The sequence below is a fragment of the Lichenibacterium minor genome, from assembly GCF_004137685.1.
GTDB classification, from domain to species: domain Bacteria; phylum Pseudomonadota; class Alphaproteobacteria; order Rhizobiales; family Beijerinckiaceae; genus Lichenihabitans; species Lichenihabitans minor.
The window spans coordinates 1-26,736 of record NZ_QYBB01000020.1; the positions used below are offsets into that span (position 1 = coordinate 1).

26 protein-coding genes and 2 pseudogenes are annotated in these 26,736 nt (G+C 72.0%); 16 read left to right on the plus strand and 12 right to left on the minus strand.

Going from position 1 to position 26,736, the window contains the following annotated elements:
* The 3 genes from D3273_RS16475 to ribD all read right to left on the minus strand — a co-directional run.
* Positions 1–1,082, minus strand: a 1,082-nt coding sequence (locus tag D3273_RS16475; protein ID WP_281011303.1) for a GAF domain-containing protein, incomplete at its 3' end; no start/stop codon positions are given.
* A gap of 32 nt (positions 1,083–1,114) precedes the next feature.
* The gene (ribA, locus tag D3273_RS16480) at positions 1,115–2,179 is read right to left on the minus strand and encodes a GTP cyclohydrolase II (RefSeq protein ID WP_245501215.1); all 1,065 of its coding nucleotides are present in this window, start codon (positions 2,177–2,179) and stop codon (positions 1,115–1,117) included.
* 26 nt (positions 2,180–2,205) lie between these two features.
* On the minus strand, positions 2,206–3,225 hold the full coding sequence (gene ribD / locus D3273_RS16485) for a bifunctional diaminohydroxyphosphoribosylaminopyrimidine deaminase/5-amino-6-(5-phosphoribosylamino)uracil reductase RibD (protein ID WP_245501216.1): 1,020 nt from the start codon (positions 3,223–3,225) through the stop codon (positions 2,206–2,208).
* Positions 3,226–3,431: 206 nt separating this feature from the next.
* Between ribD and hpf the strand changes: the two genes are divergently transcribed.
* Positions 3,432–4,061, plus strand: a complete 630-nt coding sequence (gene hpf, locus D3273_RS16490) for a ribosome hibernation-promoting factor, HPF/YfiA family (protein ID WP_129227992.1) — start codon at positions 3,432–3,434, stop codon at positions 4,059–4,061.
* A 100-nt stretch (positions 4,062–4,161) separates the two neighbouring features.
* Positions 4,162–4,629, plus strand: a complete 468-nt coding sequence (locus D3273_RS16495; protein WP_129227993.1) for a PTS sugar transporter subunit IIA — start codon at positions 4,162–4,164, stop codon at positions 4,627–4,629.
* A gap of 78 nt (positions 4,630–4,707) precedes the next feature.
* Here the strand turns inward: D3273_RS16495 and D3273_RS16500 are convergent, their stop codons facing one another.
* Positions 4,708–5,592, minus strand: coding sequence for a methyltransferase domain-containing protein (locus D3273_RS16500; RefSeq protein WP_129227994.1), 885 nt, complete (start codon positions 5,590–5,592; stop codon positions 4,708–4,710).
* 142 nt (positions 5,593–5,734) lie between these two features.
* Here D3273_RS16500 and D3273_RS16505 point away from each other — a divergent pair, with 142 nt between their 5' ends.
* From D3273_RS16505 to D3273_RS16515, 3 genes are all read left to right on the plus strand, one after another.
* Entirely contained in the window at positions 5,735–6,886 is a 1,152-nt protein-coding gene (locus D3273_RS16505) for an SPL family radical SAM protein (protein WP_245501217.1), read from the plus strand.
* Positions 6,887–7,045: 159 nt separating this feature from the next.
* Positions 7,046–9,274 carry a phosphoribosylformylglycinamidine synthase subunit PurL gene (purL, locus tag D3273_RS16510; protein WP_129227995.1) on the plus strand — a complete coding sequence of 743 codons (2,229 nt, stop codon included), beginning with the start codon at positions 7,046–7,048 and terminating at the stop codon, positions 9,272–9,274.
* 6 nt (positions 9,275–9,280) lie between these two features.
* Positions 9,281–9,511: a BolA family protein gene (locus D3273_RS16515; RefSeq protein ID WP_129227996.1), complete on the plus strand. Its 231-nt coding sequence runs from the start codon at positions 9,281–9,283 to the stop codon at positions 9,509–9,511.
* Between the two features lie 35 nt (positions 9,512–9,546).
* On the opposite strand, the gene D3273_RS16520 is transcribed toward D3273_RS16515, so the two are convergent.
* Positions 9,547–10,020, minus strand: coding sequence for a hypothetical protein (locus D3273_RS16520; protein ID WP_129227997.1), 474 nt, complete (start codon positions 10,018–10,020; stop codon positions 9,547–9,549).
* A 241-nt stretch (positions 10,021–10,261) separates the two neighbouring features.
* Between D3273_RS16520 and grxD the strand changes: the two genes are divergently transcribed.
* The 3 genes from grxD (at position 10,262) to D3273_RS16535 (ending at position 14,088) form a co-directional block, all read left to right on the plus strand.
* The gene (grxD, locus tag D3273_RS16525) at positions 10,262–10,603 is read left to right on the plus strand and encodes a Grx4 family monothiol glutaredoxin (RefSeq protein WP_129227998.1); all 342 of its coding nucleotides are present in this window, start codon (positions 10,262–10,264) and stop codon (positions 10,601–10,603) included.
* A gap of 161 nt (positions 10,604–10,764) precedes the next feature.
* Positions 10,765–12,117, plus strand: coding sequence for an ABC1 kinase family protein (locus D3273_RS16530; RefSeq protein ID WP_129227999.1), 1,353 nt, complete (start codon positions 10,765–10,767; stop codon positions 12,115–12,117).
* A gap of 129 nt (positions 12,118–12,246) precedes the next feature.
* Positions 12,247–14,088: a glycoside hydrolase family 15 protein gene (locus tag D3273_RS16535; protein WP_129228000.1), complete on the plus strand. Its 1,842-nt coding sequence runs from the start codon at positions 12,247–12,249 to the stop codon at positions 14,086–14,088.
* Positions 14,089–14,096: 8 nt separating this feature from the next.
* Here the strand turns inward: D3273_RS16535 and D3273_RS16540 are convergent, their stop codons facing one another.
* Both D3273_RS16540 and D3273_RS16545 read right to left on the minus strand, forming a co-directional pair.
* Positions 14,097–14,879: an SDR family NAD(P)-dependent oxidoreductase gene (locus D3273_RS16540; protein ID WP_129228001.1), complete on the minus strand. Its 783-nt coding sequence runs from the start codon at positions 14,877–14,879 to the stop codon at positions 14,097–14,099.
* Between the two features lie 63 nt (positions 14,880–14,942).
* A complete protein-coding gene (locus tag D3273_RS16545) occupies positions 14,943–15,707 on the minus strand; it encodes an SDR family NAD(P)-dependent oxidoreductase (protein ID WP_129228002.1) in 765 nt (254 codons plus the stop codon).
* Positions 15,708–15,859: 152 nt separating this feature from the next.
* Here D3273_RS16545 and D3273_RS16550 point away from each other — a divergent pair, with 152 nt between their 5' ends.
* The 3 genes from D3273_RS16550 to D3273_RS16560 all read left to right on the plus strand — a co-directional run bounded on the left by D3273_RS16550 (position 15,860) and on the right by D3273_RS16560 (position 18,488).
* Complete coding sequence (locus D3273_RS16550; protein ID WP_129228003.1) at positions 15,860–16,516, plus strand: thiamine phosphate synthase; 657 nt, start codon at positions 15,860–15,862, stop codon at positions 16,514–16,516.
* Complete coding sequence (locus tag D3273_RS16555; RefSeq protein WP_129228004.1) at positions 16,513–17,532, plus strand: tetratricopeptide repeat protein; 1,020 nt, start codon at positions 16,513–16,515, stop codon at positions 17,530–17,532. The genes D3273_RS16550 and D3273_RS16555 overlap by 4 nt, the downstream gene beginning before the upstream one ends.
* A gap of 161 nt (positions 17,533–17,693) precedes the next feature.
* Positions 17,694–18,488 (plus strand): inositol monophosphatase family protein, encoded by a 795-nt coding sequence (locus tag D3273_RS16560; protein ID WP_129228005.1) that lies wholly within the window; start codon positions 17,694–17,696, stop codon positions 18,486–18,488.
* Between the two features lie 63 nt (positions 18,489–18,551).
* On the opposite strand, the gene D3273_RS16565 is transcribed toward D3273_RS16560, so the two are convergent.
* Together D3273_RS16565 and motA are read right to left on the minus strand one after the other, a co-directional pair.
* Positions 18,552–19,478 carry a flagellar motor switch protein FliM gene (locus D3273_RS16565; protein ID WP_129228006.1) on the minus strand — a complete coding sequence of 309 codons (927 nt, stop codon included), beginning with the start codon at positions 19,476–19,478 and terminating at the stop codon, positions 18,552–18,554.
* A 1-nt stretch (position 19,479) separates the two neighbouring features.
* Complete coding sequence (gene motA, locus D3273_RS16570) at positions 19,480–20,361, minus strand: flagellar motor stator protein MotA (RefSeq protein ID WP_129228007.1); 882 nt, start codon at positions 20,359–20,361, stop codon at positions 19,480–19,482.
* Positions 20,362–20,593: 232 nt separating this feature from the next.
* Here motA and D3273_RS16575 point away from each other — a divergent pair, with 232 nt between their 5' ends.
* Genes D3273_RS16575 through D3273_RS29230 form a run of 4 tightly spaced genes read left to right on the plus strand, consistent with a single transcriptional unit; the run spans position 20,594 to position 24,162 of the window.
* A complete protein-coding gene (locus D3273_RS16575) occupies positions 20,594–21,460 on the plus strand; it encodes a DUF1217 domain-containing protein (protein WP_245501218.1) in 867 nt (288 codons plus the stop codon).
* A 7-nt stretch (positions 21,461–21,467) separates the two neighbouring features.
* Positions 21,468–22,193, plus strand: coding sequence for a flagellar basal-body rod protein FlgF (gene flgF, locus D3273_RS16580; RefSeq protein ID WP_129228008.1), 726 nt, complete (start codon positions 21,468–21,470; stop codon positions 22,191–22,193).
* Positions 22,190–23,518, plus strand: coding sequence for a flagellar protein export ATPase FliI (gene fliI / locus D3273_RS16585; RefSeq protein ID WP_129228009.1), 1,329 nt, complete (start codon positions 22,190–22,192; stop codon positions 23,516–23,518). Before flgF ends, fliI begins: the two co-directional genes overlap by 4 nt.
* Positions 23,519–23,526: 8 nt before the next feature.
* Positions 23,527–24,162, plus strand: coding sequence for a hypothetical protein (locus D3273_RS29230; RefSeq protein WP_245501228.1), 636 nt, complete (start codon positions 23,527–23,529; stop codon positions 24,160–24,162).
* 14 nt (positions 24,163–24,176) lie between these two features.
* Here the strand turns inward: D3273_RS29230 and D3273_RS29235 are convergent.
* A pseudogene (locus tag D3273_RS29235) lies at positions 24,177–24,917 on the minus strand (transposase); the annotation flags it as partial.
* 162 nt (positions 24,918–25,079) lie between these two features.
* Between D3273_RS29235 and D3273_RS16600 the strand changes: the two are divergent.
* On the plus strand, positions 25,080–26,099 hold the full coding sequence (locus tag D3273_RS16600) for a helix-turn-helix transcriptional regulator (protein ID WP_129228012.1): 1,020 nt from the start codon (positions 25,080–25,082) through the stop codon (positions 26,097–26,099).
* A gap of 23 nt (positions 26,100–26,122) precedes the next feature.
* Here the strand turns inward: D3273_RS16600 and D3273_RS29240 are convergent.
* Positions 26,123–26,259: pseudogene (locus D3273_RS29240) on the minus strand (IS630 family transposase); the annotation flags it as partial.
* Between the two features lie 46 nt (positions 26,260–26,305).
* On the minus strand, positions 26,306–26,734 hold the full coding sequence (locus D3273_RS16605) for a GNAT family N-acetyltransferase (protein ID WP_207210799.1): 429 nt from the start codon (positions 26,732–26,734) through the stop codon (positions 26,306–26,308).
* Between the last annotated feature and the right edge of the window lie 2 nt (positions 26,735–26,736).

Here is a 26,736-nt window from a genome sequence, read left to right on the forward strand (position 1 = left end):
TAGCCGATCACGGCGGACAGCGGCGTGCGCAGCTCGTGGCTCATGTTGGCGATGAACTGGCTCTTGGCGCGGTTGGCGCCTTCGGCGGCCTCGCGCGCCGCTTCGAGCCGCGCTTCGGCGGCGCGCTGCTCGGTGATGTCGGTGTGGACGCCGACCCATTCGCGCACCGCGCCCGTGGTCTCGTCGACGACCGGCACGGCGCGGATCGCGAAGGTGCGGTAAAGCCCGGAGCGCACCCGCACCCTGTGCTCGAACACGAAGGTTTTGCGCTCCGCCAGGGACTCGCGCCACGCGTCCACCGTGGGCTGGGCGTCGTCGGGCAGAAGCGCCGCCGCCCAGCCGTCGCCCTCGTATTCGGCGAAGGTTTGGCCGGTGAGCCCTTCCCAGCCCTCCTGCGGGTCGACCATGCGGCCGTCGGCGTCGGTGGTCCACAGCACCCCCTGCACGGCCGCGATGGCGGCGCGGAAGCGCGCTTCCGAGCGGCGGCGCTCGCGGTTCTCCGCGTCGAGCGAGCGGAACAGGCGGGCGTTGTCGATCGCCACGGCGGTCTGGGCGGCGAAGCCGACGATGAAGCGCTCCTCGCGCTCGGTGAAGCGCGCCGGCTCGGGGTGGCCGAAGAGCAGCGCCCCGGTGATGCCCGCCGTGCGCGACACCACCGACACCGCCATGTAGCTGCGCACCGGCAGATGGCCCTTCGGCATGCCGCCCATCGAGCCGTAGCGGGGGTCGTTCGGCACGTCGTCGGAGCGGACCACGCCCTCGTTGCGGAAGCTCGGGCGGAACAGCGACGTTTCGCGCGGCAGGCCGAAGCGCGTGAAGGCGGTCAGCGGCGCCCCCGTCAGGCTCGCGAGCTTCCACAGCTCGGGCTCGCCGGGTGCGGTCGCCACGCGCTCGAAGAAGGAGCCGTATTTGGCGCCCGTCAGCCGCGTCCCGGTGTCGATGATCGACTGGGTGAGGGTGTCGAGGTCGAGGTCCGCCGCCAGCGTGATGTTGAGCTGGCTCAGCTGCTCCATCTCGTAGGCGAGCCGTTCGGGGGACGCGTCGGGCGACGCGGGAGCGCTGTTCAGGTCGACGTCGGACACGCTGGCTCCTGCGGGATGATCCGCTCGCGGTTTCACTGTTCGGACACGGCCTTCACACCCGCGAGGTCGTGCCCGAGCTTGATGCGCTTGGTTTCGAGATAGGTCGCGTTATGGGGGTTCGGGCCGATGCGCAGCGCGCGGCGCTCCGCCACGGCGACGCCGTATCGCTCCAGGGCCGAGCGCTTGCGGGGGTTGTTGGACAGGAGCCGCAGCCGCGCGATGCCCAGCGCGGCCAGGATCTGCACCGCGATGCCGTAGTCGCGCATGTCGGCGGGAAAGCCGAGCTCGGCGTTGGCTTCCACGGTGTCGAGGCCGCGCTCCTGCAGCGCATAGGCGCGGATTTTGTTGGCGAGGCCGATGCCGCGCCCCTCCTGGCCGCGGAGGTAGACCACGACGCCGCCCTGCGGGTCTTCGCCGATCTGCTTCAGGGCGCCCCGCAGCTGGTCGCCGCAGTCGCAGCGCAGCGACCCCAGCGCGTCGCCGGTCAGGCATTCGGAATGGAGCCGCACCAGCGGCTCGGGGCCGAACGGCCCGAGGCCGCCGGGGCGGCGCACCAGGGCCAGGTGCTCGGTGCCGTCGAGCAGCCCCCGGAACGCGTGCACCTCCAGGGGCTGGTCGGAATACAGCGACGGCAGCTGCGCCGACGCGACCTCCTCGACGATGGTTTCCGTGGCCAGGCGGTGCGCCACCACGTCCTGGATCGACAGGCGCGGCAGGCCGAGCCGCGCCGCGAAGGCCCGGGCCTCGCCGGCCCGCGCCAGCACGCCGCCGGGCAGCGCCGCGGCGCGCAGGACGGCCGGGCCGGCGACGCCCGCAGCCGCCACGAGGTCGTGCGCGGCCTCGACGGGCTCGGGAACCAGCAGCACCCCGCCGGTGCGGGGCGCGGCCCGGACGACCTCGATGCCCTGCGCCACCGGGCCGACGTCCGCGTGCGGTGCCACGGCGACCATGATGTCGCCGCGCCCGTGGCGCGACACCGCGTCGAGGTGCAGCGGCGACGGCGCGACGAGATGGGCCGCGCCGTCGCGCGCCTCGTCGGTCAACAGCACCGTGCCGCCCGCCCGCAGGCCGGCCACCGCGTCGTCCCAAGCCGCCATGAATCCTCCCGTGCCCCGACCGGCCATCACGCCAGCTCCAGGGTTTCGACCGCGCCGTCGGGCCGGCGGACCTCGGCCCGGTCCGGCGCCGAGCCTTCGCCCTTGCGGATCACCACCCACTCGTCCCAGAGCCCCGCCGCGGCGACGCTCGCCAGCACGGCGGGCCCGGCCTCGACCAGGACCTCGAGGGCGCCCGCGGCGCCGAGCCGGTCCAGCGCCGATCCGATGTCATCGACCGCGAAAGCGTCGAGGTTACGCGCCGCCGCGGCTTCGAGCCAGGCCGGGGGCACGCGGCCGCGGCGGTCCAGCACGGCGAGCTGGCGCCGGCGGCCGGGATGGTCCGGCACGCGGCGGACGTCGAAGCCCGGGTCGTCGCCGAGCACGGTGCCGGAACCAGTGAGGACCGCGTCGGCCCGCCGGCGCAGCGCGTGGGCGAGGCGCAGCGCCGGCTCGGACGTGAAGGTCTTGGCGCCCGGGGGCGGGATCATCGAGCCCGCGGGGTCGAGCGCCTGCTTCACGGTGACGAAGGGGCGGCCCGTGGTGGCGCGCTTGCCGAACGGGGCGACGAGGCTCCGGCACCGCGCGGCGAGGTCGGCGCAGCCGGGGACGTCGTCGGCCAGGGACACGTCGAGGCCGGCGCGGGCGAGGCGCCCGGCGCCGCCGCCCGCCACAGCGGGGTTGGGATCGACGGCGCCGATCACCACGCGGCGCGCGGGCGTCGACAGGATCGCTTCCGTGCAGGGCGGGGTGCGGCCGTGGTGGTCGCAGGGCTCCAGCGTCACCACCACGGTGTGGATGCGCCCCGCCGTGCCGGCGGCCCGCGCGGCCGCGATGGCGCCCGCTTCGGCATGGGCGGTGCCGGCCCGGCGGTGGGCGTCGAGCGCGAGCACGCGGCCTCCGGCATCGAGCAGGCAGCAGCCGACGGTGGGGTTGGGCGCCGTGGCGCCGCGGAACCGGCCCGCGGCATCGATCGCCAGCCGCAGCGCGGACGGGATGTCCTGCGGGGCGTCGGGCGGGGCGGGGATGAAGGGATCCGGGAACGGCAAGGGACGGGGCCCCAGGGGCGATGGAGGGATCCCGCGCCGGACGGCGGCCCGCGATGACGGTGCTGAACTAGTGCGCCCCCGACCGCGCCGCAACCCGGCGCCCCCCGGGCGGCCCGGAACCAATGCGGAGGGCCCGCCGTAGACTGCGACATCTCGGCACCTCCGGTGGAGGGCCGGGGGACGAGGCCATAGGGGGAGGACGGGTCATGGTGCTGCGCGTGTCGGGCAAGAACCTGGACATCGGCGAATCCCTGCAGGTCCACGCGCGGGAGCGCGTCGGCGCCGCCCTGGCCAAGTATTTCGACCGCGAGGCCACGGGCCACGTCACGCTGCAGCCGGACGGCTCCGCCTTTCGCGCCGACATGGTGCTCCACCTGCCCGCCGGCATCACGCTCCAGTCCGAAGGGCATGCCCACGACCCCTACGCCACGGTGAACCAGGCCGTGGAGCGGCTGGAAAAGCGCCTGCGCCGCCACAAGCGGCGCTTGAAGGACCGCAGCGCCCAGCGCGCCCGGCCGGACGCCACCCTGGTGGACGCGCCCGAGCCCGACGACCTCGCCGCGTCCGCGATGGTGAGCTACCGGACGCTCGAAGCCCCCGCCGGCGAGGAGGTGGAGGCCGACTTCAGCGCCACCGTGGTGGCGGAATCGGGCGTCGCCGTGAGGACGCTGTCGGTGTCGGCGGCGGTGCTGGAACTCGACATGTCGGGGGCCCAGGTGTTGATGTTCCGGCCGAGCGCCGCGGGCGAGCTCAACGTGGTGTATCGGCGCAGCGACGGGCATATCGGCTGGATCGATCCGTCGAAGCCCGCCGGGGGGTTGGCCGACCGCCCCTGACCCGTGCTATGCGGTGCCCCGCTCCGGCGGCGGGCCACCGTGCCGGGATGGCTGGCACGGAAGTTGCCGCGTGGTGGCACGCCGCCTACAGGTTCACGTGATGCCGCTCAACGATCTGATCACCGCCGATGCCATCCTGCCGGCGCTGCGCGTGAACACCAAGAAATCGGCCCTGCACGAGATGAGCGAGCGTGCCGCCGCCGTGTCGGGCCTGGGCGCGCGGGAAATCTACGACGCCGTGCTGCAGCGGGAGCGGCTGGGCTCGACGGGGGTCGGCAACGGCATCGCGATCCCCCATGGCAAGCTGGTCAACTGCGGCAGGATCGTCGGCGTCTTCGCCCGGCTGGAACGGCCGATCGAGTTCGAATCGCTCGACGGCGCGCCGGTGGACCTCGCCTTTCTCCTGGTGGCGCCGGAAGCCTCGGGCGCCGACCACCTCAAGGCGCTGGCCCGCATCGCCCGCGTGCTGCGCGAGCCCCGCATCGTGGCCAAGCTGCGCGCCACGCGCGACGCCGCGGGCCTGTACGGCGTCCTCACCCAGCAGCAGGCCTCCACCAACGCGGCCTGACGCCGCCCGGGCGGGCGGCAGTCGTGAACCACCGGCGACGGCTCCACCGGAGCCGTCGCCGGTGGTTCACGACGGTTTCTAGCCCTTCGCCTTCAGGGCGGCTTCGAGCGACATGGCGGCCGAGCCGGGCTTCAACGGCTTCTGCTGGCTGTCGTGCGGCGCCCAGCCGGACAGCCACACCGCGTCGAAGGTGGCGCGCAGCCGCCCGTCGGGGTCCGAGAAGCGCGTCGCGTAGACGTCGGCGGCCCGCGCCAGCACGGCGCGGGGCATCGGCCCGCGGTGGCGCAGCGCGAGGGCGTTGGTGGCCCCCATGGCGCGCAGGTCGCCGAACAGGCGGCCGAGGTCGCGGTAGCGCACCACGAGAGGCTCCGTGTCGGTCACGGGCAGCGCGAAGCCGGCCCTCTGCAGCAGGCCGCCGAGGTCGCGCAGGTCCGAGAAGGGCGCCACCCGCGGGCTCGCGCCGCCCCGCACCTCCGATTCCGCCACCGACAGCGCCGTGCGCAGCTCGTTGAGGGTGCCGCCGCCGAGGAGGCAGCACAGGAACAGGCCGTCGGGCTTCAGCGAGCGGCGCGCCTGCACGAGCGCGCCCGGCAAGTCGTTGACGGCGTGGAGCGACAGGCACGACACGACGAGGTCGAAGCTCGCGGGCCCGAAGGGCTGGCGCTCCTCGTCGCCCACGACGGCGGCGAAGCGCCCGACGCCCAGGGCGCCCGGCACGGGCGACAGGCGGACGATGTCGGCCCCCGGCAGCGCGGCGGCGAGCGCCAGGGCGACGTCCGGGCGCGGGCTGCCGAGGTCGAGCACGCGGCGGAAGTCGCGCTTCACCACGCTCAAGCGCTCGACGAGGTCCTCCGCCGCGCGGGCGACGAGGAAATCCTCGGCGCCCGAAGCCGCGGCGCGGGCGAGGCGGCGCCGGATCAGGGCGCGGTCGAAGATCGTCGGGGCTTGGGGCTGGGCGGACATGCCGTTTCCGTTGGATCGCTTCGCGATGCGGAAACGGGCTCCGCTCAGGCGCCGCGCGGGCTTGGTGACCCGATATGGCGCCCGGCTCGCCAGCGTCAAAGGGCTGCGGCGCCCGGCTCCGGCCGTCGCGCGTTGGCGCGGCATGGACACCGCCCCCACCGCCCCGGCGCCGCACCTGTTCGCGGGCGCCGCCGCTCCCCTGCTCCACCCGGACGCGCTGCCGCCGCTGCGCCACCACCGCCTGTGGCGGCCGAAGCGCGTGCTCGTGACGCGGGGCGCCAGGGCCTTCCCGCGGGCGCTCGCGATGGCGGAGCGCGCCGCCGCGCTCGGCGCCGAGGTGGTGGAACTGCCCAACGACCGGCTGACGGGCTTGGCGTCCGGCGAAAGCCCCGCCGCCGACTACCGGCTCGCCAAGAACACGATGGCGATCGTGGTGGCCTCGGCGGCGAAGCGCCGGCTGCAGCCGATCCCCCCTTCCGCCGACTGGCGCTTCGACCTCGCCGAGGGCTGCCCGGCGCATTGCCAGTATTGCTATCTCGCGGGCTCGCTGGCCGGCCCGCCCATCACCCGCGTCTACGCCAACGTCGAGGAGATCTTCGACGGGCTCGCCGCCTACGTGGGCCAGGGCACGGTCACGTCCGCGTCGGCGGAGCGCTCGGGCGAGGGCACGACCTTCGAAGCCTCCTGCTACGCCGATCCGCTCGGCGTCGAGCACCTGACGGGGTCGCTGTCGGAAGCGGTGAGCTTCTTCGGGCGGTGGGACGCGCCCGTGCAGCTCCGCTTCACCACCAAGTTCGCCGACGTGTCGCCCCTGCTCGGGCTGGAGCACCGCGGGCGGACGCGCGTGCGGATGTCGGTCAACGCCGCGCACCTCATCCGCTTCGAGGGCGGCACCAGCCCCCTGCCCGAGCGGCTGCGCGCGCTGGGGCAGCTCGCCCGCGCGGGATACAGGGTGGGGCTGACGGTGGCGCCGATCCAGCCCGTCGACGATTGGCGCACCGGCTACGCGGCGCTGTTCGCCGACGCGGCGCGGGAACTCGCGGGCGCGCCGGACCTGGACCTCACGGCCGAACTCATCACCCACCGCTTCACGCCGAAATCGAAGGGCGTGCTGCAGGGCTGGTACCCGGCCTCCAAGCTCGAGATGGACGAGGAGAAGCGCTCCCGCAAGCTGACCAAGTTCGGATCCGTCAAGCACGTCTACCCGGCCGCCACCATGAAGGAGATGCGGGCGGAGCTGACGGGGCTGCTCGGGCGGCACCTGCCGCAGGCGAAGGTGCTCTACTGGACGTGAGGGGGCATCCGGCCGCGACCGTCGACGGCCCGGAGTCAGCGTCCGAGAAGGTCGGGCTGGTCGCGGCGAAGCTGGCCGGCCGAGCCCGGCCGCCCATCGCCTTGCCTCGGGGGCGTCTCCGCCGTAACGCTCCCCCGAGCATCTCACGGAGACCACCCCTTGGCGCGCCCGGACCCCGCGATCACGCCCGACATCGTCGCGGCCCACGGCATCAAGCCCGACGAATACGAGCGGCTCGTCGCCCTGATCGGCGGCCGCACCCCGACCTGGACCGAGGTCGGCATCGTGTCGGCCATGTGGAACGAGCACTGCTCCTACAAGTCGTCGCGCCTGCACCTGCGCGGGCTGCCCACGGCGGGGCCGCGCGTCATCCAGGGCCCGGGCGAGAACGCCGGCGTGGTGGACATCGGCGACGGGCTCGCCTGCGTGTTCAAGATGGAAAGCCACAACCACCCCTCCTTCATCGAGCCCTACCAGGGCGCGGCGACCGGGGTGGGGGGCATCCTGCGCGACGTGTTCACCATGGGGGCGCGGCCGGTCGCCTGCCTGGACGTGCTGCGCTTCGGCTCGCCCGACCACCCGAAGACGCGCCACCTCGTGGCGGGCGTGGTGGCGGGCATCGGCGGCTACGGCAATTCCTTCGGCGTGCCGACGGTGGGCGGCGGCATCGCCTTCGACCCTTCGTATAACGGCAACATCCTCGTCAACGCCATGGCGGTGGGCCTCGCCCGCACGGACGGCATCTTCTATTCCAAGGCCACGGGGGTGGGGAAACCCATCGTCTACCTCGGCTCGAAGACGGGCCGCGACGGCATCGGCGGCGCCGCCATGGCGTCGGCGGCCTTCGACGACGACGCCCTGGCCAAGCGCCCGACCGTGCAGGTCGGCGACCCCTTCGCCGAGAAGCTGCTGCTCGAAGCCTGCCTCGAGCTGATGCGGACCGGCGCCGTCATCGCCATCCAGGACATGGGCGCCGCCGGCCTCACCTCCTCGGCGGTGGAGATGGGCGCGAAGGGCGACCTCGGCATCGAGCTCGACCTCGACGCCGTGCCGTGCCGCGAGCCCGGCATGACGGCCTACGAGATGATGCTGTCGGAAAGCCAGGAGCGCATGCTCATGGTGCTCGACCCGGCCAAGCAGGCCGAGGCCGAGGCGGTGTTCCGCAAGTGGGAACTCGACTTCGCCGTCATCGGCAGGACGACGGACACGCTGCGCTTCGTCATCAAGCACGGCGGGGAGGTGAAGGCCGACCTGCCCATCAAGGAGCTCGGCGATCAGGCGCCGCTCTACGACCGGCCCCACGTCGAGGCGCCGAAGCGCGCGGTGCTCGCCCCCTCCGACGTGCCGGCGCCGATGCGCGACGGCGCGGCGCTGCTCCACCTCCTCGGCACGCCCGACCTCGCGTCCAAGCGCTGGGCCTGGCAGCAATACGACCACCTCATCGGCGGCAACACGATCGTGGGCCCCGGCGGCGCCGACGCCGCGGTGGTGCGCGTCGAGGACGGGCCGAAGGGCCTGGCGCTGACCGCCGACGTGACGTCGCGCTATTGCGCGGCGGACCCGTTCGAGGGCGGCAAGCAGGCCGTGGCGGAAGCGTGGCGCAACCTGTCGGCCGTCGGCGCCCTGCCGCTGGCGCTCACCGACAACCTCAACTTCGGCAACCCCGAGAAGCCCGAAGCCATGGGCGAGCTCGTTGGCTGCATCCGCGGCATCGGGGAAGCCGCCCGCGCGCTCGACTTCCCCATCGTGTCGGGCAACGTGTCGCTCTACAACGAGACCGGCGGGCGCGGCATCCTGCCCACCCCCACCATCGGCGGCGTCGGCCTCGTCGACGACGTGGCGCGGGTCGCCCGCTCGGCCTTCGCGGCTGGCGGCGAAGCGGTGCTGCTCGTCGGCGAAACCCGCGGCTGGCTCGGCCAGTCGCTGTACCTGCGCGACGTGTGCGGCCGGGCCGAGGGCGCGCCCCCGCCCGTCGACCTCGCCGCGGAGCGCCGCCACGGCGATTTCGTCCGCGCCCTCGTGCGGGACGGCCGCGTGTCCGCGGTCCACGACCTGTCGGACGGCGGGCTCGCGGTGGGGCTCGCCGAGATGACGCTGGCGAACGGCATCGGGGTGAAGCTCGACACCGGCGCGCTCGGCGGCCTCCCGTCGCATGCGGCGCTGTTCGGCGAGGACCAGGGCCGCTACCTCGTGAGCTGCACCGAGGCGCAGGCCGACGCCATCCTGGAGCGGGCCGGGGACGTGCCGGTCGACCGCATCGGCACCACCGGCGGCGCGTCCTTGATCCTGCCCGGCGAGGCCGCCATACAGGTGAGCGAGATCCGGCGCGTGCGCGACGAATGGATGCCGCGCTTCATGGCGGGCGGCATGGCCCAGGCTGCGGAGTAGACCACGATGGCGATGGAAGCGGCCGAGATCGAGCGGCTCATCAAGGAATCCTTCCCCGACGCCCGCGTGGAGATCCGCGACCTCGCGGGCGACGGCGATCACTACGCCGCCACCGTGGTGTCGCCGTCCTTCAAGGGCATGAGCCGGGTGAAGCAGCACCAGGCCGTCTACGCGGCGCTGAAGGGCAACATGGGCGGCGTGCTCCACGCCCTGGCGCTGCAGACCGCGGCGGAATAGCCGCGGGGCGGAGGCGGGCCGGGCCCGCCTCGCCTTCAGTGGACGATCAGGATCTGCACCACCGTCCTCAGCAGCATCCTGACGTGCCGCTCCGACATGGCGAACGGGCGGTCTTCGCGGTTCAGGTTGTCCTGCCGCCACCCCTTCGTCTGCCGGACGCTGCAGAACGTGCGGCCGTCCCTGGCCATCCTGAAGAGCAGCTGCGTCCCCAGCGCCCCGTCGCCCCGGGCGATGTGGATCGACACTTCGGGGAGCCAGGCGCGGAGGCGGACCACGTCCTCGACCTCGACGGTGATGCCGAGCTCCACGGACCGCCGGGCATAATTCCCGGCCAGGCCCCGCAGCAGCGCCATGCAGGCGGGCCAGCGCGACCGCGCTTGCGATTGCATCAGGCCGAGGTCCATCGCCTGCGACCGCCGGTCTTCCCGGGCCCGCTGCGCCGCCAGGGCGGAGTCCCGGGTCGCCTTCATCCGGACGAGGGCGGCCACGTCGTGTTCCGCTCCTGCCATCTCACCCTCACCCGCCGCGGACTGGAGGGGGATGATCAGCGCGCCAACGGTGAAGTTTGCGTTATACCGGCGGCGGAGAGTTTCGACCGCCGGCGGCGCGAAAGCGCGCCGCCGCCCGGTACGGGCGGCGAAGCCGGTGGAGCGACCCGCCCATGCTCCCTGGTGCCGATATTCCGCCGGTCCTATATGATGCGGCAAAGCGGGGCGGCCGGGTCGCAACGCGAGGCGAAAGGACGACACCATGCCCAGCGCACACGAGACGATCGACGCCGAGGTCAAGAGCAACGACGTCGTGCTCTTCATGAAGGGCACGCCGCAGTTCCCCATGTGCGGGTTCTCGGGCCAGTGCGTGCAGATCCTCGACTACCTCGGCGTGCCCTACAAGGGCGTCAACGTGCTCGAGGACGCCGAGCTGCGCCAGGGGATCAAGGAATACACCAACTGGCCGACGATCCCGCAGCTCTACGTCAAGGGCGAGTTCGTGGGCGGCTGCGACATCGTCCGCGAGATGTTCCAGTCGGGCGAGCTCGCCACCCACATGGCCGACGCCGGCCTGCCGGTGAAGCAGGCCGCCGCCGGCTGACGACCGCCGCCGCTCCCCGCGGCGTGAACCCGACGGGCCGGCACCGGCCCGCCCGTCGGCGGCATGGCGGGCCCCGCGACACTTGGCGTGCCGCGCGGCCTCGACTTCCGGGGTGCGGCGCAACACATCTGGGATCCGTTTCCCTCCGGCTGCGAACCCCGATGACCGACCAGGAACAGAACCGCTTCTCCGCCCGCGCGGCCCGCTATGCCCGCGTGGGTGCCAACGTCGGCGGGGTGGCGGCGAGGATGGCCGGGTCGCGGTTCTTCGGCGGCGAGGGCGACGCCGCCAATGCGGTGGCGCTCACCAAGGCGCTCGGCGGCCTCAAGGGCCCGCTGATGAAGGTGGCGCAGCTCCTGTCCACCATCCCGGACGCGATCCCGGCCGAATATGCCGAGGAACTCGCCAAGCTCCAGAACGAGGCCCCCCCGATGGGGGCCGCCTTCGTGCGCCGCCGCATGGCCGCCGAACTCGGCCTCGACTGGCAGAACCGGTTCCAAAGCTTCGACTTCAAGCCAGCCGCCGCGGCGTCGCTCGGCCAGGTGCATCGCGCCGTGTCGCCCGACGGGCTGCCGCTCGCCTGCAAGCTGCAATATCCCGACATGGCCTCGGCCGTCGAGGCCGACCTGAAGCAGCTCGACCTGCTGCTGGCGATCCAGCGGCGCATGAGCCCCGCCATCGACGCGCGCGAAGCCATCAAGGAGATCGGCGCCCGCCTGCGCGAGGAGCTCGACTACAAGCGCGAAGCCAAGCACGCCGCCCTCTACGCGCTGATGCTCGACGGCGTCGACCAGGTCAGGGTGCCGAAGGTCGAGACGGAGCTGTCCACCGACCGCCTCCTCACCATGGAATGGCTCGACGGCCGCAAGCTCCTGTCCTTCAAGGACGAGCCGCTCGACGTGCGCAACCGCATCGCGATCGCGATGTTCAAGGCGTGGTGGGTGCCGTTCAGCCATTACGGCGTGATCCACGGCGACCCGCACCTCGGCAACTACACGGTGCGGACCGATGCGGCGACCGGCGAGGTCGCGGGCATGAACCTGCTCGACTACGGCTGCATCCGCGTGTTCCCGCCGAAGTTCGTCGGCGGGGTGGTCGACCTCTACGAGGGCCTGCGCCACGGCGACGGGGACCGCATCGTCCACGCCTACGAAACGTGGGGGTTCAAGAACCTCAGCCGGCCGCTCATCGACACGCTGAACATCTGGGCGGGCTTCATCTACGGGCCGATCCTCGACGACCGCGTCCGCACGGTGGCGGACGGCGTCGAGCCCGGCCAGTACGGCCGCAAGGAGGCCTTCCAGGTCCACCAAGCGCTGAAGCAGCACGGCGGCATCACGGTGCCGCGCGAGTTCGTCTTCATGGACCGGGCCGCGGTGGGCCTCGGCGCCGTATTCCTGCACCTGAAGGCCGAGCTGAACTTCTTCGCGCAGTTCAACGAGGCCATCGGCGGCTTCGACCAGAACGTCCTCGCCGACAAGCAGGCGGCGGCGCTCCGCACGGTCGGCCTGTGACGGGACGCGCCGCCTGCCGCGGCACGGCGCCAGCTTCCGGGGACGGGCGGGGGTCGAGCGCGGTGTCGCGGGGCGGAACCTCGGCGTCGCGCGACGTTTGACACCCGCCACCCTCCCGGACCTCGCCCCATGCCCGCCCAGACCGACGACCTCGACCCCGCCGAGGAGCGCCGCGCCTTCGCGCTGCAGGACTATGCGGCGCTGGGCGACGGCCGCTCGGTGGCGTTGCTGGCGCCGGACGGCGCCGTGGCCTGGTGGTGCGTGCCCAACATCGATTCCGCGCCGCTGTTCGACACGCTGCTCGACCCCGATGCGGGCGGCTCCTTCGTGTTTCAGCCGGCCGATCCGTTCAGCGCCGAGCGGCGATACCGCGAAGACAGCAACGTGCTGGACACGACCTTCACCTGCGCGTCCGGGGTGGCGCGGGTGACGGAATCCATGAACAGCACGCTGGCGGGCCGCCTGCCCTGGTGCGAGCTGGCGCGGCGGGTGGAGGTCGTCTCGGGCTCCGTGCGGATGCGGGCCAAGCTGGTCTTCGGCACGCGCGGCGACGAGGTGTCGCCGTGGCTGCAGCCGAACCCCAACGGCTGCATCTTCCACGTCGGGCCGGTGCTGGGCCTGTTCCGCGCCACCCCCAACATGGCGATCCTGCGCGAGGAGGACCGGACGATCGTGGCGGAAGGCACGCTCCACGCGGGCGAGCGGGGCCTGGTGGCGATCGTGGCGGGTGAGGACGAGCCGCTCGGCGTTCCGCCGACCGCCGACATGGACGCCCGCATCGACCTGTCGGACGAGGCGTGGCGCTCCTGGGCGCACGGGTTGCGCTACGACGGACCGCACCGCGAATCCGTGCGGCGCAGCGCCCTGATGCTGAAGCTGCTGCTGTTCTCGCCCTCCGGCGCCATCGCGGCGGCCGCCACGACGTCGCTGCCGGAGCGCATCGGCGGCCCCAAGAACTACGATTACCGCTACGCCTGGATCCGCGACGCCAGCTACACGCTGGCGGCCTTCCTGCGGCTCGGCGTCATCCCGGAAAGCAAGGCGGCCTTCACCTGGCTGATCCACCGGCTCGGCGAAACGGGCGCCAAGGTGTGCTACCGGCTCGACGGCGCCCCGGTGCCGCCCGTGCGTGAGATCGACCTGCCGGGCTACGGGGGATCCCGCCCCGTGGTCACCGGCAACCTCGCCGCCGACCAGCACCAGCACGGCATCTACGGCGACATCTTCGAGGCGGCCTCGCTGTTCGTCGGGGCCGGCAACGTGCTCGACGGGCCGAGCGGCTTCGTTCTGTCCCGGCTCGCCGACGAATGCGCCGACCGGTGGCGCCAGAAGGACGCCGGGATGTGGGAGCTGCAGGATCCGCAGCACTACACCATGTCCAAGGTGAGCTGCTGGCAGGCGCTGGCGCGGGCGGTGGAGCTGGCCGAGGCCGGCCACATCCCTTCGAGCTGCGTGCCGCGCTGGTCGCGCGAGCGCGACCGCGTCGCCGCCTGGGTGGACGAGCACTGCTGGTCCGAGCGGAAGCGGGCCTACACGTTCCACGCCGGCACGGAGCGCCTCGACGCTTCGCTGGCGCTGGCGGCACGGTTCGGCTTCGAGCGGCCCGAGCGCCTGTCCTCGACCCTCGACGCCATCCGGCGCGAGCTCGGCACCGGGCCGCACCTGTGGAGCCGGGGGCCGTGGCTCCACCGCTATTCGGGGGCCGAGAAGGAGGAAGGCGCCTTCCTGGCCTGCACGTTCTGGCTGGCGGAAGCCTATGCGGAGCTCGGGCGGCGCGACGAGGCCGTCGCGCTGATGGACGAGGCCTTGGCGGCCCTGCCGTCGGGCGTCGGCGTGCTCGCCGAGATGGTGGACCCGAAGACGGGCGACTTCCTCGGCAACCTGCCCCAGGGCCTCAGCCACCTAGCCCTCATCCACGCCGCCATCTCGCTCGACGGGGGGATCCGGCGCGGCGGCGATGGGCGGGGGTGAGGGGCGGCTCACGCCACCGTGTATCCCCCGTCGATCACCAGCACCTGCCCGGTGTGGTAGTCGGACGCGCGGCTCATCAGGTAGACCGCGATGCCGCCGAAGTCCTCCGGCCGGCCGAAGCGGCGGGCCGGGATGCGCGGCAGGCTGTTCGCCACGAACTTCGGGTTGGCCATCAGCCCCGCCGTCATGTCGCTCTCGATCCAGCCCGGCAGGATGGCGTTGGCGGTGACGCCGTGGCGCGCGAGCTCCACCGCCAGGGCCCGCACCAGCGCGTTCAGCGCCCCCTTGGTGGCGCCGTAATGCTCGTTGCGGGCGGCGCCGAGGATCGACGCCACGCTCGACGTCGCGACGAGCCGCCCGAAGGCGTCGCCGCCCGCGGCCCGCTCCGCCATGTGGCGGCCCGCCGCCCGGAAGGCGTTCACGACGCCGTCGAGGTTGACCGCGAAGGCGTCGCGCCATTCGGCGGGCTCGCGCTCCAGGAAGGAGCGCCGCCCCCCGCCCGAGATCCCGGCGTTGGCGAACACCCCGTCGACCCGGCCGAAGCGCGCCAGCACGGCGTCGAAGCCCTCCTGCACGGAACCGGGATCGGCCACGTCGCAGAGCCGCGCGTCGACCGAAGCGCCCCCGGCCGACAGAGCCGCCACCGCGGCGGCGTTCTTGCCCGCGTCGCGGCCCCACACCGACACGGCGCAGCCGGCCGTCACGAGCGCCCGCGCCATGCCGAGCCCGATGCCGCCGTTGCCGCCCGTCACGATCGCCACCCGGCCGCCGAGGTCGAAGGGTCCCGCCATGATGCTCTCCTCGCGGGGCTCCGCCCCACCCACGCCGAAGGCCGGAGGCCTCGAATCCGATGTTCAGATCGTCACGCCGCCGTCGATGACGATCGCCTGGCCGGTGCAGTAGCGCGACGCGTCGGAGGCCAGGAACACGGCCGCGCCGGCGATCTCGTCGGGCTCGCCGATGCGGCCGAGCGGCGTGCCCTTGAGCCGCTCCGCCAGCGCCGCCTCGTCTTCCCACAGCGCGCGGGCGAAATCGGTGCGGATCAGCCCGGGACAGATGCAGTTGACCCTGACGTTGCGCGCCCCGAACTCCACCGCGTAGTTGCGGGCGAGCTGCAGGTCGGCCGCCTTCGACACGTTGTAGGCGCCGATCACCGGCGAGCCGCGCAGCCCCCCGATCGACGACACGACCACGATGGAGCCGCCCCCGCGCGCCGCCATGCCGGGCGCCACGCGCTGGATCAGCCAATGGTTGGACAGCACGTTGTTGTCGAGGATCTTGCGGAACTGCGCGTCGCCGATCCCCGCGAGCGGCCCGTAATAGGGGTTCGAGGCCGCGTTGCAGACCAGCACGTCGACCGGCCCGAAACCCGCCTCCGTCTCGTCCACGAGGCGCGAAAGGTCGTCCTTCGACGAGATGCTGGCCTCGACCGCCAGGGCCCGGCCCGGCCCGCGGGCGGCTTCGACCTCGTCGACGACGGCCTGGCAGGCGTCTCGGTGGCGGGACGACACCACCACGCGGGCGCCGTGCTCGGCCAGCCGCAGCGCGACGGCGCGCCCGATCCCGCGGGACGCCCCCGTCACCACCGCGACCTTGCCGGTGAGATCGAACAGCGACATGGGGGCCTCCCGGGCGACGGGCTTCGGACGGCCCGCGATCCGGGGAGGATGCCCGCTCCCGCGCGCCGGGTCGAGGGCCCGGCCCGCGGGAGTCGCGGTTTCGCCGGAATCCGTGCAGATAAGCGCGTCGTCCTTTCGCGAAGCCCCGTCCCATGACCGAACCCCGCACCCGGCTCTTCCTCGTCACCGCACCGGCGTCCTCCGCCGAGGCCGCCCGGCCCGCGATCGAGGCCGCGCTCGGCGCCGGCGACGTCGCCTGCGTGCTGCTGCGCCTCGCCGCGTCCTCCGAGCGGGACCGCAAGGAGGTGGTGCGGGCGCTGGCCCCCCTGGTCCAGGACCGCGGGGCCGCGCTGCTGCTCGAGAACCCGCGCCTCGTCGCCCACACGGGCGCCGACGGCACCCACGCGGCGGGGGCCGACGACGCCCTCGCGGCGGCGCTCGACAGCATGAAGCCGGACCGCATCGCCGGCGCCGGGGGGCTCGGCTCGCGCGACGACGCCATGCGGGCCGGCGAAGCGGGCGCCGACTACGTGATGCTCGGCGACGCCGGCTTCGCCGCCGAGGGGCCCGCGCCCGCCGACGTCCTCGACGAGGTCGGCTGGTGGGCGGAGATCTTCAACGTGCCCTGCGTGGGCTTCGCCCGCTCGCTCGCCGAGGTCGAAGGCCTGGGCCTGACGGGGGCGGAGTTCGTGGCGCTCGGCGCGGCCGTTTGGGACGACCCGCGCGGCCCGGCGGCCGCCGTCGCCGAAGCCCGGGCCGCCCTCGACCGCGCCGAGGCCGCGCTCGCCGCCGAAGAGGTCGAGGCTTGAGCCGGCGCTCCTCCGCCCTGCTGATCCTCCTCGCGGCGTCGCCCGCCGCCGCGGCGCCGCCGCCGCTCTTCGCCGGGGGAGCCGCGGTCGCTCCGCCGGCCGCCGCCGCGGCGCCCGTCCCCTTCCTGCCTTCCACAACGAGCCCCGGCGCCGCTTCGGCCCCCGGCCGCCCGGGCGTGCCCGAATCCGACAAGCCGTACGGCGCCTTCCAGCGCGGCTACTTCGCCACCGCGCTGGCACAGGCGACCGAGCGCCTGGCCAAGGACCCGAAGGACGGGGCCGCCATGGAGCTGATCGGCGAAATCTACAGCCAGGGCCTCGCCGTGCGCGAGGACGCCGCCGAAGCGGACCGCTGGTTCAAGCTGGCCGCCGACAACGGCGACCGCCAGGGCAGCTTCTCCTACGGCCTCGCGCTGCTGCGCGGCACGGGCGTGCCGAAGAGCGTGCCGGCCGCCCTGCCCTACCTCGAGAAGGCGGCCGCGGCGGGCCATCCCGGCGCGCTCTACAACCTCGGCGTCGTGACGCTCCAGGCCGACGTGAACACGCGCGACTACGTCAAGGCCGCATCCTATTTCGCGCGCGCCGCCGACCTCGGCGACGTCGACGCCACCTACGCGCTCGGCAACCTGTACAAGGCCGGCGAGGGGGTGCCGCGCGAGCCCGCGCGCGCCGCGTCCCTGTTCAAGGCTGCGGCGGACCAGCGCGACGTCGCCGCCCAGCTCGACTACGGCATCGCGCTGTTCAACGGCGAGGGCGTGCCCCGGGACGAGGCCGCGGCCGCGCGCTACTTCCGCATGGCCGCCTATGCGGGGAACCCCGTGGCGGCGAACCGGCTGGCGCGGCTCTACGCGGCGGGCCGGGGCGTGCGCCGGGACGGCGTCGCGGCCGCGCGCTGGCACCTGCTCGCCCGCGCCGCCGGCGTGTCCGACCCCTGGCTCGACGGCGTGCTGGCGGGCCTCGCCCCGGCCGACCGGGCCAAGGTCGAGGACGGGCTGCACGACACGCTGGCGAACTGAGGCGAGGCCGGCGCTCCCGCGGGCCGCGGGCCGCCGGCCCCGGCGCCCGGCCGGGACGGGCTGGTCTGCGGCGCCGAGGCTTGCCCCACCGGCGCTTTCGGTCCACTTGCGGAGGCAAGGCGCACGACCCCACCCCCTCCTTTCCCCCCGCAGGCCCTTCGATGATCCGCTCCGCCCTGATGAACGTCATGACCGCCGCCGTGCTCAAGGCCGGGCGCGGGCTGAAGCGCGACCTCGGCGAGATCGAGAACCTGCAGGTGTCCGTGAAGGGGCCCGGCGATTTCGTCACCGCCGCCGACAAGCGCGCCGAGAAGACGATCTTCGAGGAGCTGTCCAGGGTCCGGCCCGGATACGGCTTCGTCATGGAGGAGGGCGGCCGCGTCGAGGGCACGGACCGCAGCCACACCTGGCACATCGACCCGCTCGACGGCACCACCAACTTCCTCCACGGCGTGCCGGTCTTCGCCGTGTCGGTGGGGCTCGAACGCGAAGGCCAGATCGTCGCCGGCGTGGTCTACAACCCCGCCACCGACGACATGTATTTCGCCGAGCGCGGCCAGGGCGCCTACCTCAACAACCGCCGCCTGCGCGTCGCGGCGCGCCGCGACATCGCCGAAGCGCTCGTGGGCTGCGGCATCCCGGCGCTCGGCCGGGCGTCGCTGCACCCGCGCTTCAAGGCCGAAATGGCCGAGGTGATGGCGCGGGCCGGGGTGCTGCGCCGCTTCGGCGCCGCGGCGCTCGACCTCGCCTACGTGGCGGCCGGCTCCTGCGACGCCTATTGGGAGCGGGGCGTGAAGTCCTGGGACGTGGCGGCGGGCGCGCTGCTGGTGCGCGAGGCCGGCGGCTTCGTGACCACGGTCGACGGCGGCGACGACCTGCTCGGCGCGGGCTCGATCCTCGCCGGCAACGAGCACATGCACCGCGTCATGCTCGACATCCTGCGCCGCGTGCGCTGACCCGCGGGCCGGTCGCCGGAGCGCGCCGCGACGGAGATGCGCCGGCATCTCCGCCGCCCGGCTTCAAAGCTCCGCCAGGGCCGCCGGCACGGGTTCGTCGATCCGCACCGTGTAATGGCCGCCGGATTGGCCGAGGTCGCAGCGGAACAGGTCCCGCCCCTCGCACACGAGCCGCACGTCCTGCGCGGCGTCGCGCGGCAGCGTCACCACTTGGCCGACCTTCAGCGCCGCCAGGGCGCCCAGCGTCATCCGGTCGAGCTCGACGAGGGCGGACAGCGTCATCGGCGCCCGTGACACCTGCCCTTCCAGCCGCTCCGACCAGCGCGGGTCCGTGTTCTCCGGCTCGTCGGCGGGCAGCACCGCCAGCCGCTCGGCGAAGCCGTCGAGCGCCGCGCGGGCGGCCACGAGGTCGATCTCGGCCGTCCGGCCGAGCGCCCGGAGCGTCAGCGTCGCCACCACCACGGCGGCGTTGGGGCGCCCCAGGAAGGCGAGGTCGGGTTTCTGCTGCACGCGCTCGAAGACGAAGGACGAGGGCAGGACGTCGGCGAAGCCGGCCTTGAGCGCGTCCGTCGCCTGCACGGCGATCACTTCCGCGATGCGCCGTTCGACCGCCGTCAGCGGCCCCGTCGGCGCGCCCTCCTCGTCGCCGTCGTCACCGCCGAACAGGGCTTCCACGACGGCGGACACGAAGGCCCGGTCGAACTGCAGCGCGATCTCCGTCCCCCAACCGGGCGCGTCGAGCACGGCGAACACGGGCTCGCGCCCGCGGCGCAGCGGCAGGGATGCCACCCGCGCCTCCGCCAGCCCCGAGAAAGCGAAGGCGGCCGGCGCCGCGGTGAGCGCCCCGAAGCCGTCCGTCCAGGCGGCGGCGACGAGGCTCATCGCTTCCCCGAACAGCGGCATGCGGGCGCCGAGGCTCGGGGCGGCCCGGTCGAACCAGCGCCGCGGCGCCTGGGAGGACGGGTCGAGCGGGGTCGAAAGCGCCGTCACGTCACGCCGCCTTCTTGGCGGGCTCGGCCGCGCCGCCGCCCATGGTCTCGTTCTCGACCTCGTCGATCGACGGCCGGCTGTAGGACGAGATGGTCTTGCGGCCGTGTTCCAGCGCGATCAGCGGCACCGCGCCGTTCATGAAGGCGAGCAGCGACTGCTTGATGATGACGTAGAGCCGGGCGCGCTTGTCGCGGTTGACCTTGACCATGGTGGCGAGCGGCCCGACCAGCCCGTAGGACAGGAAGATGCCCGCGAAGGTGCCGACCAGCGCCGCGCCGATCAGCTCGCCCAGCACCTCGGGGGGCTGGTCGAGCGACCCCATGGCGTGGACGATGCCGAGCACCGCCGCCACGATGCCGAGCGCCGGCAGGCCGTCGGCCGTGCCCTGCAGCGCCTGGTAGGGCTTCAGCTTGTCGCGCATGATGGTGTTGATCTCCTCGTCCATCAGCGACTCGATCTCGTGGCTGCGCGCGTTGCCGATCATGATGAGCCGGCAATAATCGCAGATGAAGGCGGTCAGGTCGGTGTCGGCCAGCACCTTCGGGTACTTCTGGAAGAAGGCCGATTCCTTCGGGTTGTCGATGTGGCCCTCGACCTCGTTGCGGGCGTTGCCGCGCAGCTCCTTCATCAGCGTGTACATGATGCCGAGCAGGTCGAGGTAGTCGCGGCTCTTGGGCGCCTTGCCCATGATGGACTGGCCGATGGCCTTGCCGGTGTCCTTGATGGTGTTGAGCGGGTTGGCGATGATGAAGGTGCCGAGCGCCATCCCGCAGATGATGATCAGCTCATAGGGCTGCCAGATCACACCCAGGTGGCCGCCGGCCGCGACGTAGCCGCCGATCATGCAGCCCAGGGCCACGACGATGCCGATGATGAAACTCAAGGGATGACCTCCGACGGCGCGCCGGAGCGGGCGCGGACCTCGTCGGGTCGAGGAAGCCCGAAGCCGCTTGCGCGGGGCTGGCACGAAGTCCGGGCCGGGCTCGCCGCGGGTCCGGCGTGGACACCCGCGCCCGGCCCCGCGCCAGCCTCGGGCAAGACGCCGGGGCGAGGTTGGCCGGAGAAGGCCGGCGCCCCGCGCGGGCCGCCGCCATCGGACCCCGGAGGGACGGACCGTGATCTCCACCACCGCCGCCTATCTCGCGGTTTCGAACAACCTCGGCCGCCAGCAGGCCGCCACGGCGGCGCAGGGCGACGTGAAGAGCGCCACGAACTACTACCTCGCCAACATCGGCAAGGTGACGAGCGTGTCCCAGTTCGTCAACAATTATCAGTTGTTTTCCTATGCCATGAAGGCCTTCGGCCTGTCCGACATGACCTATGCCAAGGGCCTGATGACCAAGGTGCTGAACGGCGGCGTGTCGAGCAGCACCGCCCTGGCCAACACGCTGAGCGACCCCCGCTACAAGGCCTTCGCCACCGCGTTCAACTTCGCCGCGAACGGCGCATCGGCCACCACGACGACGGCCGCCACGACCGGCACGACGGCGAAATACATCGAGCAGACCCTCGAGGACAACCAAGCCAAGACCAACCAGGGTGTTTCCAACGCCCTCTACTTTTCCCGCCACGCGTCGTCGATCACGTCGGTCTACGGCCTGCTCGCCGACTCGACCATGCTCGGCGTGGTCGAGACCGCCTTCGGCATCTCGTCGACGCTGGGCCAAAGCGACATCGACACCCAGGCGGCGCTGCTCACCAAGGTGGTGCCGATCGCCGACCTGCAGGATTCCACGAAGGTGGCGAAGATCATCAAGCGCTACACGGCCCAATACGACGTCGCCAACGCCACCACCGCCAGCAACGTGCTGCTGGCCGACACGTCGGACGCGACGACGTCGATCCTCGACGCCGCCAACGGCGTCGGCACCACCTATGCCGCAGATTCGGTGCTGAACCTGTTCGATTCGAGCTCGTCCACGCAGAGCGGGGTCAGTTCCAGCCTGCTGCTCAGCCTCGCCAAACTCAACAAGGGGGGCTGAGGGCGCCATGCAGTCGAGCTTCTACGTCGGCCTGTCGGGGCAGATGACGGTCGAGCGGCGCTTGACCACCATCGCGCAGAACATCGCCAACATGAACACCGCCGGCTACAAGGCCGAAGGCGTGACGTTCGACACCGTCCTGTCGCAGACGGGCGAAACCCCCGTGGCGTTCAGCGCCAACGGCGCCGACTACATCGACCGCTCGGGCGGCGAACGGGTGAAGACCGACAACCCGCTGGACGTGGCGGTGCAGGGCGACGCCTGGTTCGGGGTCAAGACCGCGCAGGGCACCGTCTACACCCACGACGGCCGCATGCAGATGTCGCCGACGGGCCAGCTCCTGACCGTCAACGGCGACGCCGTGCTCGACGCCGGCGGATCCGGCCTGATCCTCGATCCCGCGGGGGGCGCCCCCACCATCTCGTCCGACGGCATGATCACCCAGAACGGCGCGCAGATGGGCGCCATCGGCCTGTTCTCGATCGACCCCTCGGCCCACCTCACGCGGGCGGCGGGATCCGGGGTGATCCCCGACCAGGCGGCGACGCCGGTGCTCGACTTCGCCGCCACGGGCGTGCTGCAGGGCTTCGTCGAGAATTCCAACATCAACCCGGTGCTGGAGATCACCAAGCTCATCAACGTGCAGCACAACCTCGACGGCGTCACCCAGGCCAACCAGACCGCCGACACCAGCCTGCAGGACGCCATCAAGGCGCTGGGGAGCCAGTCGTGAACGCCGTCGCGCGCCTGGGCGCCGCGGTGCGGGGCGCCCTCGCCGAGGAGCCGCTCGTGCGGTGCTCGGGGGTCGTCGCCGACGTGGCGCCCACCGCCTACCGCGTCGCCGGCCTGTCGCCCTTCGTGCGCCTCGGCGACACCGTGGCGTTCGACGCGGGCGGCGGCGAGGAGCGGGGCGAGATCGTCCGCGTCGGCCGCACGGGCGCCACCGTGAAGCCCTTCGGGGCCGGGGCGGAAGCGCGGCTGGGGCTCAAGGTCCGCCGCACCGGGCCGCTGCGCTTCTCGCCCGACGTGTCGTGGCGCGGCCGCGTCATCGACGCCCTGTGCCGCCCGGTCGACGGCTTGGGCGAGCTCGTCACCGGCCGCACCCCCATGTCGGCCGACGCGGAGCCGCCGCCCGCGCTGAAGCGCGCCCGCGTCAAGGGCGCCCTGAAGACCGGCGTCAAGGCGCTCGACATCTTCTGCCCGATCTGTCCCGGCCAGCGCATCGGCATCTTCGCCGGCTCGGGCGTCGGCAAGTCGACGCTGCTGGCCATGCTGGCCGACGCCAAGGGCTTCGACACCGTGGTGATCGCGCTCGTGGGCGAGCGCGGGCGCGAGGTGCGCGAGTTCATCGAGGAAGCGCTGGGCGCCAACCGGCCCCGCGCCGTGACGGTGGTGGCGACCGGTGACGAGAGCCCGATGATGCGGCGCCTCGCCCCCAAGACGGCGATGAGCGTCGCGGAATGGTTCCGCGACCGGGGCGACGCCGTGCTGCTCATCGTCGACAGCGTGACGCGCTACGCCCATGCGGCGCGCGACGTGGCGCTGGCGGCGGGCGAGCCCGCGGTGGCGCGCGGCTACGCGCCGAGCGTCTTCTCCGACCTGCCGAAGCTGCTGGAGCGCGCCGGCCCCGGCCTCGAAGGCTCGGGGTCGATCACGGGCGTGTTCTCCGTGCTGGTCGACGGCGACGACCACAACGACCCCGTGGCCGACACGATCCGCGGCACGCTCGACGGCCACATCGTGCTGGACCGCAAGATCGCCGCCCAGGGGCGCTACCCCGCCATCGACCTCGGCGTGTCGCTGTCGCGCCTCGCCCATCAGGTGTGGACGCCCGAGCAGCGCGTGCTGGTCGGCAAGATGCGCGAGCTGATCACCCGGTTCGAGGACACGCGCGACCTGCGCGCCATGGGGGCCTATCGCGCCGGCTCGGACGGCGACCTCGACCAGGCCGTGCTGATGGTGCCGCGCATCTACGAAGCCCTGGTGCAGTCCCCCGGCACCAAGCCCAGCGAAGACGCCTTCCGCGACCTCGCCAACGCCCTCCAGAAGCAGAGATGAGCGTCCCCATGCCGTCCGCGAAGCCGCGTTCCGCCGACCACCTGCGCCTCGTGACACCCGCCACCGCCACGGCCGGGATGGCCGCCAAGCCCCAGGCCGTGGCGGCGGCCCCCATGACCGCCATCGCCCGCCCGCTCGGCGACTGGCTGTGGCACGGGCTCGGGATCGGCGCCGCGACGGCCTCGGCCGGCTTCGCCACCTACGCGCTGATCTTCTCGACCGGCGAGGTCGTGCCGTCGGGCAACTTCAACGTCTTCGCCCGCTACGACCGCCTGTACCAGGCCGCCGGCGCCCAGCACGCGGGACCGAAGTCCCCGGCGCCGGCCCCCACCGAAACCGCGGACAACGGCGGCGTAGACTTCGCCCCGACCGGATCCGTCGGGGCCGCTGCGGCGCCGGGCGGCGCCACGGGCTCCGCCGGGGCAGCCCGGCCCCGCCGGGCCCCCGACGGCCCGGCCCTGCCGAACTTCACGCTGCGCGACGTCTTCGACGGCAAGGCGCTCGTCGAGTCCCGCTCCAGCCTGTCGGTGGTCAAGCCGGGCTCGATGCTCGACGGCGCCGGCGAAGTGCTGTCCATCGAGAAGCGCGGCGAGCGCTGGGTGGTGCTGACCCAGAACGGCGTCATCGCCGGGCAGAAGCGCTGAGCGGGGGCCGACCCTGCCGCGGTGCGCAGCAGGGCTTCGAGCTTGGCGAAGGCTCGCTCGATCGGCTCGAAGTCGGGACTGCAGGCCGGAAGGTAGCGCAGCTGCGCTCCTGCCGCCTCGATCGTTTGGCGGACGCCGGCCACCTTGTGGGCGGCGCGGTCGTCCATCACCACCGTGTCGCCCCGTTCGTGGCACCGTCCATGAGATCGATCGCGAGGGGGCCGCTCGCCCGCAGCGCGGCCGTGACGGTGGTGGCCTTGTCGTGGCCGTGCGGCTACGCCCGGCCATAGCGCCGCTCCATGTTGGTGGCGGTCGCGTCGAGGAAGACGACGCGCTCGGGGGCGAGGTCGACTTGCCCCTCGAACCAGGCTTCGCGCGCCTCATCACGTCCGGACGGTTCTGCTCGGCGGCGTGCGGATCCCTCTTTTCCGGGTGATGCCGTGGCGCCGGAAGAAGCGCGGCAGCCCGCTCAGGCTCGCGGTAGCCCCGCTTTTACCCAACACGTCCCGCACCTCGCGCAGAAAGACCTGCGGCCGCGCCGCGCAGGCCTGCAGGATCAGCGCCGCATGGGCCTCGATCCGGTGCGAGTGCCGGTCGCCGCCCATCGGTTCGGCGGCGATCCCGCCCTCGGCCCGGAACCGCGCGTGCCAGCGGATCGCGCTCGCCTTGGCGACCCCGAACCGCTCCGCAGCCTGCCCGCACGAGGCGCCCGCCGCGATGGCGGCGATCCCCCGCTCGCGCAGGTCCAGCGACAAGGCTCGTGCCCTCCGTGGTCACGACACCATGAAACCCCACCGGCAGTCCGCCCGCTACTTCGGTCGACTCAGATCGAAAGGCAGCGGCTCTAGGTTAGATTTTTGCCTTTCGCGCGGTGAACACCTATACGACCTCTAGGGCCTGCTCATCGAAGTTTTATCATGCAAACATCAGACATCAACGCGCGTCGGAATATTCACCAGGTTTTCTCCTTCACTGCGAATACGCCCTTGCAGGTTGAGAAATTCAACAAAATTGTTGGTATTCCAGTCGAGTTTCGACCCCTAGAGGGTCTTATGCCGTCGTTCGTGATCGAAGGTGGGCAGACTGAAATAATGGGTCTTTGGCACACGTCATTTCAGACCGGCTTCCACGCGATTCCTAAATTTGATGCCGATGTCGTCACGATCCGCTTTGTGACTGATGGCGCTATGGTGTGCCGTGAGCAGCGCCTTGAGCATATTGGCCAACCCCATAAAGCCATGATGGTCATGCTTGATTGCATGCGGGATGCAGAATTTTCGTCTGGATTCGCCGCTATCAGTGCCTCCGTGACCCGATCTGCTCTCAACAAGGCGCATTTTGTAGTTGAGGGTGAAGACACCGATTTGCCCACGCCCGACTTTATTCCTTTGGTGGATGCAACTCTTGAGCCGCTTCAAAATCTAAAAACAACAATGGAACAGGTTTTTAGAAGGCTAAGAACTGGAGTCGAGATTACAGACCTCTTGTTTCCTCTCTTTGAGGAAGTTTTGATGTATCGTTTACTGACGATATGGCCACGGTCCAGCAAAAACCACTTATCAAATAATCCTAATTGCCCGAACAAAGCATTAAATATGACAGTTTTGTATATCGAGGAAAACCTTCATACAAAAATTTTATTATCGGATATATCTCGGTATGTCGGGGTTGGAGTTCGCAGCATACAGGGCTCGTTCAAGAAAGCATTTCAAAAAACTCCCATACAGTACATTACGGACAGACGTTTATATTGCGTCCGTATCGATCTACAAGCATCTCCCTTGAGTGATATATCTATCGCCGATATCGCATCTCGATGGGGCTTTGTCCATATGAGCGATTTCAGCCGTCGCTATCGCGTGCGTTTCGGGGAAGCTCCAAGCGATACAAGACGGCAGAGGCGTTTGAGCCGCTGCCTTTCGAACGGGGTTGGCTGAGGTGGCGGTCGCGGTCTCGTCGAGAAGACGACACGCTCCGGGTCGAGGTCGACTTGCCCCTCGAACCGGGCCTCGCGCGCCTCCATCACGTCCGGACGGTTCTGCTCGGCGGCGTGCAGATCCCTTTTTTCCGGGTGATGCCGTGGCGCCGGAAGACGCGCGACGGGCTCGCGCCCGATGAGGTCGCTCTGCCCTGAGCGGGCGCATCAGGCCGACAGGTCCTTCCGCATCCAGACCTGACGGTGGCCGGGCGGGTCGTCCTCCAGCGTGCCGAAGACCGTGTAGCCGTGCCGCTCGTAGAAACTCTGGGCCTGGAACGAGTAGGTGTAGAGGCGGGCGCGGCGGCAGCCGCGCGCGACCGCTTCCGCTTCGGCGGCGGCGAGCACCCGTCCGCCCCATCCGCCCTGCCGCAAGGCATCGGGCAGCCAGAAGCAGTCGAGGTACAGCCACCCCCAATTGGTGGATCCGGTGACGCCGCCCACGGCCCGGCCGGCGCCGTCCCGCAGGAAGACGCAGAGCGGCCGCCGGTCGTAGGGCAGCGACCGCTCGACGTTGAAGGCGACGAGCTCGCGCTCGATCAGCGCGACGTCGCCCGCGTCGGGCGCGTCGGTCGGGGCGAGGGCGAGGCCGTCCAAGG

What these genes read in the sequence shown, in the direction of transcription:
- ribA (WP_245501215.1), bottom strand. Translation starts at nt 2,179, where the DNA reads ATGGCGGCTTGGGACGACGCGGTGGCCGGCCTGCGGGCGGGCGGCACG.
- hpf (WP_129227992.1), top strand. Translation starts at nt 3,432, where the DNA reads ATGGTGCTGCGCGTGTCGGGCAAGAACCTGGACATCGGCGAATCCCTG.
- D3273_RS16495 (WP_129227993.1), top strand. Translation starts at nt 4,162, where the DNA reads ATGCCGCTCAACGATCTGATCACCGCCGATGCCATCCTGCCGGCGCTG.
- D3273_RS16500 (WP_129227994.1), bottom strand. Translation starts at nt 5,592, where the DNA reads ATGTCCGCCCAGCCCCAAGCCCCGACGATCTTCGACCGCGCCCTGATC.
- D3273_RS16505 (WP_245501217.1), top strand. Translation starts at nt 5,735, where the DNA reads ATGGACACCGCCCCCACCGCCCCGGCGCCGCACCTGTTCGCGGGCGCC.
- D3273_RS16515 (WP_129227996.1), top strand. Translation starts at nt 9,281, where the DNA reads ATGGCGATGGAAGCGGCCGAGATCGAGCGGCTCATCAAGGAATCCTTC.
- D3273_RS16520 (WP_129227997.1), bottom strand. Translation starts at nt 10,020, where the DNA reads ATGGCAGGAGCGGAACACGACGTGGCCGCCCTCGTCCGGATGAAGGCG.
- grxD (WP_129227998.1), top strand. Translation starts at nt 10,262, where the DNA reads ATGCCCAGCGCACACGAGACGATCGACGCCGAGGTCAAGAGCAACGAC.
- D3273_RS16530 (WP_129227999.1), top strand. Translation starts at nt 10,765, where the DNA reads ATGACCGACCAGGAACAGAACCGCTTCTCCGCCCGCGCGGCCCGCTAT.
- D3273_RS16535 (WP_129228000.1), top strand. Translation starts at nt 12,247, where the DNA reads ATGCCCGCCCAGACCGACGACCTCGACCCCGCCGAGGAGCGCCGCGCC.
- D3273_RS16540 (WP_129228001.1), bottom strand. Translation starts at nt 14,879, where the DNA reads ATGGCGGGACCCTTCGACCTCGGCGGCCGGGTGGCGATCGTGACGGGC.
- D3273_RS16545 (WP_129228002.1), bottom strand. Translation starts at nt 15,707, where the DNA reads ATGTCGCTGTTCGATCTCACCGGCAAGGTCGCGGTGGTGACGGGGGCG.
- D3273_RS16550 (WP_129228003.1), top strand. Translation starts at nt 15,860, where the DNA reads ATGACCGAACCCCGCACCCGGCTCTTCCTCGTCACCGCACCGGCGTCC.
- D3273_RS16560 (WP_129228005.1), top strand. Translation starts at nt 17,694, where the DNA reads ATGATCCGCTCCGCCCTGATGAACGTCATGACCGCCGCCGTGCTCAAG.
- flgF (WP_129228008.1), top strand. Translation starts at nt 21,468, where the DNA reads ATGCAGTCGAGCTTCTACGTCGGCCTGTCGGGGCAGATGACGGTCGAG.
- D3273_RS29230 (WP_245501228.1), top strand. Translation starts at nt 23,527, where the DNA reads ATGCCGTCCGCGAAGCCGCGTTCCGCCGACCACCTGCGCCTCGTGACA.
- D3273_RS16600 (WP_129228012.1), top strand. Translation starts at nt 25,080, where the DNA reads ATGCAAACATCAGACATCAACGCGCGTCGGAATATTCACCAGGTTTTC.